Origin of the sequence: Tolumonas auensis DSM 9187 (assembly GCF_000023065.1) — a bacterium.
Lineage (GTDB): Bacteria > Pseudomonadota > Gammaproteobacteria > Enterobacterales > Aeromonadaceae > Tolumonas > Tolumonas auensis.
Genome location: NC_012691.1, coordinates 3,089,394 through 3,104,482, shown reverse-complemented (window position 1 = coordinate 3,104,482; position 15,089 = coordinate 3,089,394). Strand labels below are relative to the sequence as shown.

13 protein-coding genes are annotated in these 15,089 nt (G+C 52.4%); 6 read left to right on the top strand and 7 right to left on the bottom strand.

Features of this window, described 5'->3' with window-relative positions; all coding sequences use genetic code 11:
• Position 1 precedes the first annotated feature (1 nt).
• Positions 2-2,578 (bottom strand): leucine--tRNA ligase, encoded by a 2,577-nt coding sequence (gene leuS, locus TOLA_RS14470; protein WP_041609935.1) that lies wholly within the window; start codon positions 2,576-2,578, stop codon positions 2-4.
• Positions 2,579-2,743: 165 nt separating this feature from the next.
• Between leuS and TOLA_RS14465 the strand changes: the two genes are divergently transcribed.
• Positions 2,744-3,244 carry a zinc ribbon-containing protein gene (locus TOLA_RS14465; protein WP_015879864.1) on the top strand — a complete coding sequence of 167 codons (501 nt, stop codon included), beginning with the start codon at positions 2,744-2,746 and terminating at the stop codon, positions 3,242-3,244.
• Between the two features lie 62 nt (positions 3,245-3,306).
• Here TOLA_RS14465 and TOLA_RS16920 read toward each other — a convergent pair whose 3' ends face one another.
• The 6 genes from TOLA_RS16920 to cutA form a co-directional block, all read right to left on the bottom strand.
• Positions 3,307-4,548, bottom strand: a complete 1,242-nt coding sequence (locus TOLA_RS16920) for a serine hydrolase (protein WP_015879863.1) — start codon at positions 4,546-4,548, stop codon at positions 3,307-3,309.
• A gap of 114 nt (positions 4,549-4,662) precedes the next feature.
• Entirely contained in the window at positions 4,663-5,046 is a 384-nt protein-coding gene (locus TOLA_RS14455; protein ID WP_015879862.1) for a hypothetical protein, read from the bottom strand.
• Between the two features lie 166 nt (positions 5,047-5,212).
• Positions 5,213-6,562, bottom strand: coding sequence for a sodium-dependent transporter (locus tag TOLA_RS14450; RefSeq protein WP_015879861.1), 1,350 nt, complete (start codon positions 6,560-6,562; stop codon positions 5,213-5,215).
• A 102-nt stretch (positions 6,563-6,664) separates the two neighbouring features.
• Complete coding sequence (locus TOLA_RS14445) at positions 6,665-6,961, bottom strand: GIY-YIG nuclease family protein (protein WP_015879860.1); 297 nt, start codon at positions 6,959-6,961, stop codon at positions 6,665-6,667.
• Entirely contained in the window at positions 6,937-8,667 is a 1,731-nt protein-coding gene (dsbD, locus tag TOLA_RS14440) for a protein-disulfide reductase DsbD (RefSeq protein WP_015879859.1), read from the bottom strand. Before dsbD ends, TOLA_RS14445 begins: the two co-directional genes overlap by 25 nt.
• On the bottom strand, positions 8,664-8,984 hold the full coding sequence (cutA, locus tag TOLA_RS14435) for a divalent-cation tolerance protein CutA (RefSeq protein WP_015879858.1): 321 nt from the start codon (positions 8,982-8,984) through the stop codon (positions 8,664-8,666). Before cutA ends, dsbD begins: the two co-directional genes overlap by 4 nt.
• Positions 8,985-9,159: 175 nt before the next feature.
• Here cutA and TOLA_RS14430 point away from each other — a divergent pair, with 175 nt between their 5' ends.
• From TOLA_RS14430 to TOLA_RS14410, 5 genes are all read left to right on the top strand, one after another.
• Complete coding sequence (locus tag TOLA_RS14430; protein WP_015879857.1) at positions 9,160-9,672, top strand: FxsA family protein; 513 nt, start codon at positions 9,160-9,162, stop codon at positions 9,670-9,672.
• A 139-nt stretch (positions 9,673-9,811) separates the two neighbouring features.
• A complete protein-coding gene (locus tag TOLA_RS14425; RefSeq protein ID WP_015879856.1) occupies positions 9,812-10,105 on the top strand; it encodes a co-chaperone GroES in 294 nt (97 codons plus the stop codon).
• A gap of 40 nt (positions 10,106-10,145) precedes the next feature.
• Positions 10,146-11,783 carry a chaperonin GroEL gene (gene groL, locus TOLA_RS14420; RefSeq protein WP_015879855.1) on the top strand — a complete coding sequence of 546 codons (1,638 nt, stop codon included), beginning with the start codon at positions 10,146-10,148 and terminating at the stop codon, positions 11,781-11,783.
• Positions 11,784-11,854: 71 nt separating this feature from the next.
• The gene (locus TOLA_RS14415) at positions 11,855-12,358 is read left to right on the top strand and encodes a DNA-deoxyinosine glycosylase (RefSeq protein WP_015879854.1); all 504 of its coding nucleotides are present in this window, start codon (positions 11,855-11,857) and stop codon (positions 12,356-12,358) included.
• Positions 12,359-12,503: 145 nt separating this feature from the next.
• On the top strand, positions 12,504-15,053 hold the full coding sequence (locus TOLA_RS14410; protein ID WP_015879853.1) for a PAS domain S-box protein: 2,550 nt from the start codon (positions 12,504-12,506) through the stop codon (positions 15,051-15,053).
• Positions 15,054-15,089 lie beyond the last annotated feature (36 nt).

Genomic DNA, 15,089 nt, shown 5'->3' with positions numbered 1-15,089 from the left:
ATTAGCCAACCACGATATTGAGCAGTTTGCCCGGGACATAGATCACTTTACGCACGGTCAGATCAGCAGTGAACTTCGCCACAGTGTGATCCTGCATCGCCAGTGCCTGTACCTGTTCCTGGGTGGCATCGGCAGCCACGGTCAGCTTACCGCGCACTTTACCATTGACCTGTACCACCACCAGTTTTTCGTCTTCCACCATCGCGGCGGCATCGGCTACCGGCCAGGCGGCCTGATCGATATCCGCATTACCCAGCGCCTGCCACAGATGGAAGCAGACATGCGGGGTGATTGGATAGAGCATCAGTACGACGTTGGTCAGCACTTCCTGTACCAGTGCGCGATCCTGGTCTGACTCTTGTGGTGCTTTCGCGACACGGTTCATCAGCTCCATTACAGCAGCAATGGCGGTGTTGAAGGTCTGACGACGACCAATGTCATCGCTGAACTTGGCAATGGTCTTATGCAGTTCACGGCGCAGTGTTTTCTGCTCATTGCTCAGGCTCGCCACGTCCAGTTCTGGTGCGGCACCTTTCGCAGTATGTTCGGCCACCGCTTTCCACAGACGTTTCAGGAAACGTTGTGCACCATCGACACCTGATTCCTGCCATTCCAGCGTCATATCGGCTGGTGAGGCAAACATCATGAACAGACGTACGGTGTCGGCACCGTAACGTTCCACCATCAGTTGCGGGTCGATACCGTTGTTCTTCGATTTCGACATCTTGGTCATGCCGGCGTGGATCACTTCACGGCCTTCATTATCCACTGCTTTGATGATACGGCCTTTTTCGTCACGCTCTACTTTGACATCGGTCGGGCTGACCCAGACGCGGGCACCGTGTTCGGTGTAGTAGAAGGCATCAGCCAGCACCATGCCCTGACACAGCAGGCGAGTGAACGGTTCATCGCTCTTCACCATGCCGGAGTCACGCAGCAGTTTGTGGAAGAAACGCGCATACAGCAGGTGCATACAGGCGTGTTCGATACCACCGATATATTGATCTACCGGCAACCAGTGGTTAGCACGATCGGTATCCAGCATGCCTTGTTCGTAATCCGGGCAGCAGTAACGGGCGAAATACCAGGACGATTCCATGAAGGTATCGAAGGTATCGGTTTCGCGCAGCGCAGGCTGACCGTTGTAGGTCGTTTTTGCCCACTCCGGATCGGCCTTGATCGGGCTCTGCACGCCGTCCATCACTACGTCTTCCGGCAGAATCACCGGCAGCTGGTCAGCTGGTGCTGGTACCACGGTGCCGTCTTCCAGCGTCAGCATCGGGATTGGTGCACCCCAGTAACGCTGACGGGAGACACCCCAGTCACGCAGACGGAAGTTAACGGTGCGTTTACCTAAACCCTGCGATTCCAGTTTGGTACAGATGGCATCAAAGGCTTGTTTGAAGTCCAGACCATCAAATTCACCGGAATTAAACAGCACACCTTTCTCGGTGTAAGCAGCGGCAGAGATATCCGGAGCAGAACCATCTTCAGCCGCGATCACGGCACGAATTTCCAGACCGTATTTATGGGCAAATTCAAAGTCACGCTGGTCGTGCGCAGGTACGGCCATGACTGCACCAGTACCGTAGTCCATCAGTACGAAGTTAGCGACCATGATTGGTACGCGACGGCCATCCAGCGGGTGCAGGGCATACAGGCCGGTGGCCATGCCTTTTTTCTCCATCGTCGCCAGTTCAGCTTCGGCAACTTTGGTGTTTTTGCACTCTTCAAGGAAGTCAGCCAGCGCGGCGTTGTTTTCTGCAGCCTGTTTTGCCAGCGGATGTGCCGCAGCCACGGCGACATACGTCACGCCCATCAGGGTGTCCGGACGGGTGGTGTAGATATCAAACGATTGTTCGCTGTTTTCTACATGGAAAGTCATGGTCAGACCTTCAGAGCGGCCAATCCAGTTGCGCTGCATGGTTTTCACCATTTCCGGCCAGCCATCCAGCTTGTCCAGATCGGTCAGCAGCTCTTCAGCGTACGCGGTGATTTTTACAAACCACTGCGGAATTTCTTTCTGTTCTACCGGCGTATCACAACGCCAGCAGCAACCATCCTGCACCTGTTCGTTGGCCAGTACGGTCTGGTCATTCGGACACCAGTTCACGGAAGAGGTCTTCTTATATACCAGACCTTTTTTATATAGTTCGGTGAAGAACCATTGTTCCCAGCGGTAATATTGCGGGGTACAGGTCGCCAGTTCACGATCCCAGTCGTAAGAAAGACCCAGCATCTTCAGCTGACCTTTCATGTACTCGATGTTCTCGTAGGTCCATTTGGCTGGTGCAGAGTTGTTTTTGATCGCCGCGTTTTCTGCCGGCAGACCGAACGCATCCCAACCGATCGGTTGCAGTACGTTTTTGCCATTCAGGCGCTGGTAACGGGAGATCACGTCACCGATGGTGTAGTTACGCACATGACCCATGTGCAGACGGCCTGAAGGATAAGGAAACATAGACAGGCAGTAGAATTTTTCTTTATCTACTTTCTCGAAGGCTTTGAATGTCTGCTGTTTATCCCAATGCCGTTGAACTTCCGGCTCCAGGGACTGGGGATTATATTGTTCTTGCATAACTGACATGGGTATATCCGACTCGACAGAGGTGGAGGGTGATCCGTTAGAAAATCACTATAGGATACTTGTATTGCCGGATCGCAACAATAGCTGCGCGGGCTCACAGGCTTTTTCCGTAACACCCGCTATGCTTAAAACAGGTAAGATCGGGAGGATTTCATCATGTCAGAACTCAACACCCCGGATAAAAAACCGAAAGGGTATGAACAGTTTATGAGCCATGTGCGTGCTTTATGGAGTGAAAAAGGCGCGCCAACCACAGAAAATCTGCAGCACTGGTTGCAGGAGGTCGAAGACTTCGTCAGTGCCGCCGAAGACATGACCAAAGATGAACTGGCATTGACCCGCGCTTACGTGAATGAAGAGTTAAGTGAGTTTCTGGATGCGCCGGGCGGCTATCAGGATTCTGCGTTTTACAATGCATTGCAGAATACCGCGTGGGAATGGTTACTGGCGGTCAGTGATCGTACGCAGATAGAGCAGGTAGCGGTAGAAAATGACCTGCATCATGCGAGTGGTTACAAGGTGGGTGAATGGATGGCGCCGGGGCAGAAAATTTGTAAACAGTGCGGTTATCAGGAAACGCTAACCCATGCCGTACCGCTGACACCATGTCCGCACTGCGGCGGTGAACATTTTCAGCGGCAGTCACTCTCGCCGTAATGTCTGATCAATGCAGAAAGCAAAACAGCGCCAATGGCGCTGTTTTTGTTTTAAGGCATGGACTAGCCTAACTGCTTCACCGGCTGACGTTCCAGCCAGCTTTTCAGATTCCGGGCATCATTGATACGGCCGGACGGAGCACCGGCATTCAGGAATACCATCACCATCGGTTTATTCTGCACATCAGCCACCATCACCAGACAACGCCCGGCTTCCTTGATATAGCCGGTTTTTGACAGTTCGATATCCCAGGCACCTTCGCGCACCAGCGCATTACTGTTCTGATAGTGCAGCTGACGACCGGAAGCACTGATAATGTCATGTTCCGTGGAAGTGCTTAACTGACGGATCTGCGGATAACGGTAAGCCGCCTGCACCATCAGAGCCAGATCAGCTGCGGTGGAGGTGTTGTTCTTGTTCAGTCCGGTTGAATCATAAAATACGGTATTACGCATGCCGAGCGCGCGTGCTTTACGGTTCATCGCGGCAATGAATGCGCCTTTACCACCCGGATAGGTACGGGCCAGCGAATGTGCGGCACGGTTTTCCGATGACATCAGTGCCAGCCACATCGTGTCATAACGGGATAAGGTGGTGCCAATCTCCAGACGGGAGCTGGATCTCTTCACCCGGTCAACATCGGCATTGGTGATGGTGATCGGTTGATCCATGGATAATTTGGCATCCAGCACGACCATCGCGGTCATCAGTTTGGTAATCGATGCGATAGGCGTACGACGCGCCGCATTTTTGCCATACACCATGCGGCCGGTATTGGCATTCATGATCAGTGCGGCATTGGAGTCCAGAAACGGACTGCCGCTGGTCATCGGAATAGTATTCACCCGGGCTGGCGGCGTATTCGCAGCCAGACTGGATTTGACCGGCGCATGTGCACGGGAAGAGATACTCGCTGACTTATGGCCGGCATTTTTGGCTAACTGACGCGATTTGACCTTTTTCTGCGTCCGGCTGTATTTATTCAGTCGCTGTGTGGAGTTCAGCGCAAGTTTGGTGGCTGGTTTGGTCGTTTTTGTTGCGGACAGCGGTTTAACCTTACCGGCTTTGGCGACTGAAACTGGTTTTTTGGTCGTCTTTTTAACCGTTTTCTTCACGGTCTTTTTAACCGCGGCCACTTTTTTAACCACCGGCTTAGCCACAGGCTTCACCGCCGGTTTGACTACCGGTTTACTTTTTACTACCACGACCGGTTCGTCCGGGACATACGGCTTGGGTACTGTCGCGGCGAAACTTTGCGAAGAAAAACAGACTAATCCAAATAAGAAAGCTACTACCTTGTTCATCGCTATGTCCTGAAACAGTCAAACTATGTCAGCCGGAAATGTCAGCCAGAAATCGGGAGCGGGATTATAGCGCTAAACCTGCTGATTCCGGCCACCTGAAATAAAAGAAAATTGTTACCGATTCTCGTCATCTTTCACCACGCGGGAAAGCTGCAGTGTTTTATTTAATACGCCATCTGTGACATCCAGTTGAAAGTCACCCGATAGCTGGAAAATCTGCCATTTCCCCGGTTCGTAACCTTTCAGGCCCATAAAATCTTTTGCCTGAGTAGCACTCTGAAACGCGATCGCTCCCGGATAGAGACCAAACAGACATGGCCCGAGTTTTACTACTGTTTTGCCCCGTGTCAGTGCGACAGCATCATCCGGCGAACTGATGGTATAAACCGGATGCATGGGGGATTGCCGTATCATGGGTACACTATTTCGCTGAATATCTACCCAGGCTGCGACGACGGCAAAAATGATCAATGACAGCGGGAGCAGAAAACGTTTCATTGAGCGGATCCATCCTGGCGATTAACAGAGCGGATGATCATACGCTCTTCCTGAAGGTTAGATTAGGTGAAAAAAAATGGAGGAGCCAGTACAGCCCCTCCATATTCATCATTCTCTTGCGCAAAGTGTGCAAAACACAGCACTTTACGCGGAAAAACCGCGCCGGTTAAAACACATTCAGCGCATGCAGCATGACCGTGAGGATCAGCAGCGGCGTAATAAAACGCAGCAGCACAAACAGGATCCGGCTCAGATGCTGATTCTGCAGTTGCTGATGATTGCTTAATGCCTGCTGTAAGGCCGGATAGCCCCAGACCCAACCGACAAACACGGCAATCGTGATCCCGCCAAGTGGCAGCAGAATATTGGAGCTCAGGTAATCGAACAGATCAAACATGTTCATACCAAACAGTTTGAATTCCGCCATCGTGCTGTTGGTCAGTGCACAGGTTGAACCGAGTAAGGCAACCAGCACCAAGGTGATCAGGGTGGCGGTTTTACGCCGCACACCAAAACGTTCATTGATCACCGCGACCGGCACTTCCAGCAAAGAGAGCATGGCGCCGATAGCGGCCACCGAGGTCAGCACAAAGAACAGCACCATCAGCAGGTGGCCGAACGGCATCTGCGCGAATACCGCCGGAATGGTGATAAACACCAGGGGCGGACCGGCTTCCGGCTGAAAGCCAAACGTGAATACGGCCGGGAAAATAGCAATACCGGCCAGCATGGACACAAACAGATCGGCGCACATGACGCGGAAGGCGGTCACCGGAACATTCTGATCGTCGCGGAAGTAACTGCCGTAGGTCATCATGGTGCCCATACCCACGGAAAGTTTGAAGAACGCCAGCCCCATGGCGGCCAGCAATACCGACCCGTTCAGCTTGCTGAAATCAGGCTGGAACAGAAACTTCAGCGCTTCGCCGGCTTTATCCAGTGTCAGGCTGAAGCCGCACAAAATCAGCAACAGGATGAACAGCAGCGGCATCAGGCGTTTAGTAACGGCTTCAATACCTTTCGCCACCCCCAGCAGCAGGATCCCGCTGATAAACAGCAATACACCCCATTGCCACACCAGTGATTGCACGGGATCGCTGATCAGCGCCCCGAAAGCGGCGCCGGTGACTTTCGGATCACTGGAGAGGATCTCGCCAGTGATGGCTTTCGGCACATAGGCAAACACCCAGGCGACAACCTCAGAGTAGAAGGCCATGATCAGGAAGGCGGCTACGACACCAAACGCGCCAATCAGCCACCATGGCTGACCTCGGGGAGCCAGACGCTGCAGTGTAGTGATCGGATTTGATTTGGCACTGCGTCCCATGGTGATTTCGGCAATCATCACCGGTAAACCGACCAGCAGTGTTGCCAGCAGATAAATCAGCAGAAAACCGGCACCGCCATTGGCGCCAGTCATATACGGAAATTTCCATATATTGCCAAGGCCAACGGCCGATCCCAGCGTCGCGGCCAGCACGCCGAAACCGGAGGTAAATCCATCGCGTTTGGTCATTTATTACCTTAAATTGGTTTGCTTCTGTAAAAAGTTAATTTTCCCATATTTTATATGGGATACACAGCGGGATTTACGCGAGGGGAGGATTATCTTTGGTGATCAGCAGGTAGTGAGGGATTCAATCCACTCCGGATGCTGCGGCAACAGCTCCTTCCGGGATTTAGGCCACTGCTTGAGACGATATTCCGCCTTCAGTGCCTGACTGCGGTCGCCGATCGCTGTGTGCCAGTGCAGGGAAAGCGGGGTACGCCCGCGCAGATTGCGGGCGCCGGTGCCGGCCTGATGCTGGGCTAGCCGGCGTTGCACATCCGTGGTGATCCCGGTGTAGAGGCGGTTATCCTTATCGCGGATCAGATACAGCGACCAGATAGTTAACAAAGCTGGCTGTGCTGACATTGTTCCAGCTTACCCTGTAATTCATCTGCCGGGATAAAACCCTGAATACGCAAGTGCGGGCTGGGTTTGCTCTGTTTATCGAAGAACAGCACATTCGGCAGTCCCAGTACCTGCAACTCCTGCATTAAGGCGCGGTGTTCCGCGTTATTGGCGGAGACATCGGCCCGCAGCAGCTGATAATCACTCAGGCTGTGCTGCACCTGCGGATCGCTGAACGTCTTATCATCCAGTTCCCGGCAAGCGGTACACCAGTCAGCATACAGATCCAGCATCACCGGTTTACCCTGCGCTTTGGCGGCAGCTAACTGTTGTTGTAATTCCTCGCTGTTGTTAACCGCTGTAAATGGCAACGCATCGGCGGGTTGCCACTCATACTGTGTAGCCGCGAAAATGCCGGCGGAGAGCAGCAACAGTAATGTCACGGTTTTCAGTCCGGGAGCTTTTGTCACCGGCCACAGACGCCAGATCAGCCACAATACAACGGCCAGTACAAAACAGGACCAAAGCAGCGTAGCTATATGGGCAGGGAGCAACCGTTCCAGCAGGAACAGCGGCATCGCGAGCAGTAATACGGCAAACAGTTGTTTGATGAAGACCATCCAGGCACCGGCTCTGGGCAACACTTTGCCGCCGAAGATCCCCATCAGCAGTAACGGCAAACCCATCCCCAGACTCAGCAGGAACAGGGTCAGTGCACCATACAGCGGGTTCCCGCTTTGAGCGATAAACAGCAGCACACCGGAAAGCGGGGCGCTGGTGCAGGGAGAACCAATCAGACCGGACAACGCGCCCAGCATCGCGACACCGCGCAGTGAGTGCAGCGACTGCTGATTCGCCAGCCCCTGCAGCTTGTCCTGCAGGGCGCGCGGCAACTGAATGCCATTGCCGAACATCAGGCTCAGTGCCAGCAGCAGGTAGAACAGACTGAAGATCCCGAGCAGCCACGGATTTTGCAGCCAGCCCTGAATACCGGCACCGGCAGACGCAATGAAGATACCTATCACTGTATAGGTCAGCGCCATACCCAGTACATAGACGAACGACAGCGTAAAACCGCGCTGCCAGCTCAGGGTATTGCCATGCTGACTGAGCATGGCGCTCAGCACCGGATACATCGGATAAACACAGGGGGTCAGTGATAAACCGACACCCATGGCGAAAAAGCTCAGTAAAGCCAGCAGACCCGGCTGCAGTAATGCGGTGGTATCCGTGCTGTCCGGTGCGGCCGGTACGACAGGTTCAGATTGCGTCAGCGCTGGCCGGAAGGCTTGCAGTGCGATGGTTGTCTGCTGTGGCGGATAACATAAACCTGTTGTGCAGCCCTGATAATGAAGGGTGATTTTTGCGCCGGCAGCGATCGCCGGAAACGACAGCGTGGTACTGACAGTCTGAGGGTAGATTTCGGTCTTTCCCAGAAACTCGTCTTCATGCAGGACACCTGCCGGCAGTGAGAGCGGTGCGGATTCGGCTCCCGCCACATCTACGCGGATTTTTTCCCGGTACAGGTAATAACCTTCCGCTGGCTGCAGAATGATTTGCAGCTGATTGTCCGTTTGCTGTGTCGTCACGACAAACGCCTGATCTGCCGGTAAGAACTGCGGTTTCGCAGCCGGGATCAATTGCTGCAACAAAGCCTCATTCGCTTTCAGCGGCAGCATAAACAGCAGAAAAAAACAGCTGCAAATGAGGTACAGATAGCGTGTCATGGTGTGGTTTGTTCCTGAAGCCATTGCAGATAGGCCGGACTTCCGTTTAATACGGGCATGGCCAGTATTTCCGGCACCTCATAGGGGTGCAATGTCTGTATTCGTTGCTGCAGAACGCCAAACAGAGTGCGGCGGCTTTTAATGACCAGCAGCACTTCCTGGCTTTCTTCCATCTTGCCTTGCCAGCAATAAAGCGATGTCACCTGAGGAATGAGATTAACGCAGGCTGCCAGTTTTTCATTCAGCAACGTCTGCGCCAGTGCACGGGCACAGGTATTATCAGGGCAGGTGCATAATACGACGATAGCATCACTCATGGGCGCTCACCGGCTAATGGATCTTCTTACTCTAATTATGCAGTCTGTCGCAAAATTCGACCACTAAAGATCATCACTATGATCGATGAAACCTTGAATCAGCGGCTCTGCATCCCCATCTGGTGATTTATACGTCAGTTTGTCGGCGTAACTTTATTTGGCCTGAGAGGTGCCTGTGGCAAAAATTGCATTTGGTTTTTTCCTGCTGTTCTTTCTGGAGCTGTGGGTCATCATTAAAGTTGGGTCGGTCATCGGCGCCTTTATGGTGATCCTGCTGATGATCCTGGCGGCGGGTTATGGGGTTTCACTGGTTCGTTCCCAGGGGTTGCGGACCATGATGACGATGCAGCAGCAACTGGCACAGGGCATTGCTCCTGCGGCAACGATGCTGGAAGGCGTTGCGCTGCTGTTCGCCGGTATACTGTTTATGTTTCCCGGTTTTCTGACCGATATTGTGGCGTTATTCCTGCTGCAACCGTTTGTCCGTCACTGGCTGGCCCGCAAGCTCACCAGCAGCCCGCGCTGGCAGGTTTATGGTGTGCATACCACGGTGGAAAGCGAAGCGCAGCATGTCGAGCCGGACAGCGAAGAGGTTTTCAACGAGAAAATCAAACCGGCACCACGTCAGGGAACGACCATTGATGGCGAGTACGAACGTAAAGATAAAGATGACGATACACATCAGTAAGACGTGTACTTAACCAAATTTTTTCTGCTGCGCCCTTGAAGCGCAGGAATATGCCCCCAGATCGGGGATTGTATTTGAATTCAGTTTCGGCCGCAGAAGGCCGTATTCATAGAAACAACACTCAGTAGGAGAGTTATCAATGAAAATTCGCCCATTGCATGATCGCGTGATCATCAAACGTACCGAAGTTGAAGCTAAGTCTGCAGGCGGCATCGTGCTGACTGGTTCTGCTGCTCAGAAATCCACTCGTGGTGAAGTTCTGGCAGTCGGCACGGGTCGAATCCTGGATAACGGCGAAGTGAAAGCGCTGGCTGTCAAAGTAGGCGATAAAGTGATTTTCAACGAAGGTTACGGCGTGAAAACCGAGAAGCTGGATGGTCAGGAAGTTTTGATCCTGTCTGAAACTGACATCCTGGCAATTGTTGAAGAATAATTTTTATCACCCCCCAATTTGAGCTAAAGGAATTTTAGAAATGGCAGCTAAAGACGTTAAATTTGGTAGCGACGCCCGTATCAAAATGCTGGAAGGTGTCAACGTTCTGGCGAACGCGGTAAAGGTAACACTGGGCCCGAAAGGCCGTAACGTAGTGCTGGATAAATCATTCGGCGCACCAACCATCACCAAAGACGGTGTTTCTGTAGCGAAAGAAATTGAACTGGAAGACAAATTCCAGAACATGGGCGCTCAGATGGTGAAAGAAGTAGCTTCCCAGGCGAATGACGCGGCGGGTGACGGAACTACTACTGCTACTGTACTGGCTCAGTCAATCATCACCGAAGGTCTGAAAGCCGTTGCTGCTGGCATGAACCCGATGGATCTGAAACGTGGTATCGACAAAGCGGTTCTTGCTGCAGTTGAAGAACTGAAAACCCTATCTGTGCCATGTGCTGACACCAAAGCAATTGCTCAGGTAGGTACTATCTCTGCAAACTCTGATGAAAACGTGGGCAAACTGATCGCAGAAGCGATGGATAAAGTAGGCCGTGACGGTGTTATCACTGTTGAAGATGGTCAGGGTCTGCAAGACGAGCTGGCTGTCGTTGAAGGTATGCAGTTCGATCGCGGTTACCTGTCTCCGTACTTCATCAACAAACAAGACACTGCTTCTGTAGAACTGGACGATCCGTTCATTCTGCTGGTAGACAAGAAAGTGTCTAACATCCGCGAAATGCTGTCAGTGCTGGAAGGCGTTGCGAAAGCAGGCAAACCACTGGTTATCATCGCCGAAGACGTAGAAGGCGAAGCGCTGGCAACGCTGGTTGTTAACACCATGCGTGGCATCGTGAAAGTGGCTGCTGTTAAAGCGCCAGGCTTCGGTGACCGCCGTAAAGCCATGCTGCAGGATATCGCGATTCTGACTGCCGGTACTGTTATCTCTGAAGAGATCGGTATGGAGCTGGAAAAAGCGACTCTGGAAGAATTGGGCCGTGCCAAACGCATCGTGATCACTAAAGAAAACACCACCATTATTGACGGTGTAGGTGAAGCAGCAACTATCGAAGCGCGTATTGCTCAGATCCGTCAGCAGATCGAAGAGTCTTCTTCTGACTATGACAAAGAAAAACTGCAGGAACGTGTTGCTAAACTGGCTGGCGGTGTTGCAGTTATCAAAGTCGGTGCAACCACCGAAGTTGAAATGAAAGAGAAAAAAGCCCGCGTTGAAGATGCCCTGCACGCAACCCGTGCTGCGGTAGAAGAGGGTGTGGTTGCTGGTGGTGGTGTGGCGCTGGTTCGTGCTGCAGCTAAACTGGCTGACCTGAAAGGTGACAACGAAGATCAGACCGTTGGTATCCGTGTTGCCCTGCGCGCTATGGAATCACCACTGCGTCAGATCGTAGACAACGCCGGTGAAGAGCCATCAGTGGTTGCAAACCGTGTTCGTGAAGGTGAAGGTAACTTCGGTTACAACGCCGCGACCGAAGTTTACGGCGACATGCTGGAAATGGGTATTCTGGATCCAACCAAGGTAACCCGTCTGGCACTGCAATTCGCTGCTTCTGTGGCTGGTCTGATGATCACCACCGAATGTATGATCACAGACGCACCGAAGAAAGATGCACCAGCTATGCCTGATATGGGCGGCATGGGTGGCATGGGCGGCATGATGTAATTCATCGCAACTCAAAGTGCATACTTAAAGGCCGGAGCGATCCGGCCTTTTGCTTTTCAGGAAACAGCAGCATGACGTTACTTTATAGCTTTGCACCGATTGCGGATGAAAATGCCCGGATACTGATCCTCGGCAGTATGCCGGGACAAGCGTCGCTGGATGCCGGCCAGTATTACGCGCATAAACGTAATCTGTTCTGGCCTGTCATGGCCGAGCTGTTGCAGTTTGATCCGTCAGCCGGTTATGAAGAGCGAACCGCGGCGTTACGTGCGGCGGGGATTGCGCTCTGGGATGTGCTGCAATCCTGTAAACGCGAGGGGAGTCTGGATGCCAACATTGAGCATGCCACTCTGACGGTAAACAATTTTGCGGAATTTTTCCGCCAGCACAGACAGATCCGTCATGTGTTTTTTAACGGCGAAAAAGCAGCTTCCTGTTTTCACCGGTATGTTGCCAAAGCTGATTATCCTGCCGATCTGATCTGCCAGCGTCTGCCTTCCACCAGTCCGGCCAACGCCTCCCAGTCGCTTGCCTTCAAGTTGCAGGCATGGCAGCGGATCATGGATGTGAAATAACAAAGCTCTCTCTGCAGGCCGTTCATTAATCCATCTGCTATCTTTGTATAGATCTATTCCTGCCTTTTCTGTGTTGTATTCAGTGTTTTCTGAAGCTGAAAACAGGGGATGAGTAACATATTCTTTGTCTATCAGGCTGGTAGCAATGCGGAAGGAATTCGCGGCAAGTGTATCGCTCCGCCCCTGGTGGCTGCGCATACTCACGATAACCGGACTGGGTTTGGTTGCTTGTCTGAATGCGACGGTTGCACCTCAGCAGCCGGGGATTATTACGTCCTTATGGTATGTGAACGCACTGACTATCGTCACATTACTCTATCATCAGCCCTGCTTCCGCGCTTTGCTGCTGGCCGGCTATACGGTCGGTCTGAGTGCCGGTTACTGGCTGAATCATGTTTCCGGAACTGCACATCTGACTTTAATGCTGGCCAATCTGGCTGAGGTTTTATTGGCTGTCTATCTGCTGGAACGCAGTCAGTCAGCCAGATGTTTTTATTTCAATATCGATGCCGCGCTGAAACTGGGGATTTTCGGCATCCTGCTGCCACCGCTTGCCGGGGCACTGCTGGCGGCAAGCGGATTTGCGCTGAGCACCCCATGGCACTGGTCTGAAACCGGCATAACCTGGTATATCAATTCGGTGATCTGCAGTATATCGGCTATGCCGCTGCTGTTACTGATAAAACACCGTCGCTGGAACAGAGATCAGCCTTGGTTGTTAGCACTCAATCTGCTGTTGCTGCTTGGCTACACCGCCCTGGTCCTGAAATATTTTCCTTTCCCGTTTGTTTATCTGGGGCTGGGATTAGCGCTGATTGCCATCCGTAACGGTGTATTTGGTGCCGCGCTGGCAGGTTTTCTTGTCTCTTTCTGCATTGCGGTCTTTATCCGGATGGCATGGTTTGCCTGGCCGCAATACGATCAACATCTGCTTATGCTGTTTGTGTACCTGCCGATTTTAATCACCCTGATCCCACCGCTGTTACTGGCGATCTTTGTTGATACGCTGCATACCCGCGAGCAGCAACTGCTGGCCCGTGAGTCTATGTTCCGGGAAGCGATGGAGGCCTCGGCTGTTGGTATGGCGCTGGTGTCGACGGACGGACAATTGCTGAAAGTGAATCCGGCACTGTGTCATATGCTGGATTACAGCGAGACAGAACTGGCTGATTTATCATGGTCACAACTGATCCATCCTGATGATTTGGGGATGGAACAGCGTTATCAGCAACGCCTGCTGAATAATCAGCAGAGTTCATATCGTCTGGAGGTGCGTTACCGGCGCAAGAACGGCCAGATGATCTGGGTGTTACTGGTGGTTTCAATGGTGCGCGATGATCGTGGATTACCGCATTATTTCGTGTTGCAGGCAGAGGATATTGACAGGCGTCGGCGGAGTGAGGAGCGGGAGAGGGAATTATTCAATCGCTATCTGCTGGCGGCAGAGGCCGGACAGGTCGGTGTCTGGGAATGGCGCCCGTCTGAGCAGCAGATGAACTGGGATGAACGCATGTTCGATCTGTATGCGCTGGATCGACACCATATCGTACCGTCTTTCAGCGTCTGGAAAAGTTGTATCTATCCGGATGATCTGCCCCGCATACTGAAAGAAATCTCAGCGGCTCTGAATGAAACAAATGTGCTGGATAGCGAATTCAGAGTGAAACACTATGATGACAGTATTCACTATTTACGCATTCATGCCATGGTGGAACGGGATGCTGTCGGCGGTGTGTGGCGCATGGTCGGTACCAACTGGGATATCACCGAGTTGCGGGTGCTGATGAATGATTTATCCCGTGAGCGGGAATTGTTACGTACCACGCTTCTGTCCATCGGGGAAGCCGTGGTCATGACGGATCAGAACGTCAGGATCATCTTTATGAATCCGGCAGCAGAACACATGCTGGATTGTTCTAACCGCAAGGCGAGTCACCGGTCAGTCGACAGGATAATGCATCTGGTGGATGCCGATGGCCATGCACTGGAAAATCCTTTGCATACTGCTTTACGGCAACGGCGGTTAATTCATCTGAGCAATGATGCTTATCTGAAAAAAGCGGATGGCTCAATGACCGCCATCCAGGATTCTGCGGCACCCATTCTGCGTAATAACGATGAGCTGTTAGGTGGCGTATTGGTTTTTTCCGATGTCACGGAAATGCGTGCCTTACAAAAACAGCTGGGTTATCAGGCCAGTCATGATCCTTTGACCGGCTTAATTAACCGCTCCGCATTTGAAACAATCTTGCAGGATGTGGTGAAAGAATCGGTGATGACGGCGGGTCAGAGTGTCCTGGTTTATCTCGATCTGGATTATTTCAAACGAGTGAATGATACGGCCGGACATGCTGCCGGTGATGAGTTGCTGAGGCAGCTGGCCGGAGTCATGAGTTCCCGAATGAGGGCGTCTGATATTGTGGCCCGTTTGGGCGGGGATGAATTCGGACTGATTCTGCGTAACTGCTCGGTAGAATATGCCGAGTCATTTATGAATGGCTTGATCAGCGAAATATGTAAGTTTGAATTTTGCTGGAATGAGCAGATTTTTCATGTCGGTGCGAGTGCCGGACTGGCCCCGGTAAACGGTCAGTTTTCCGCATTCAGTGCTTTGCTGGCCAGTGCCGATCAAGCCTGTTATGCCGCCAAACGGGCCGGTCGCGGGCAGGTGAAAATAGTCGGCACCTCTTTTTGATGATGATTTCGCCGATTATTGCGCTGTGCTGTTATA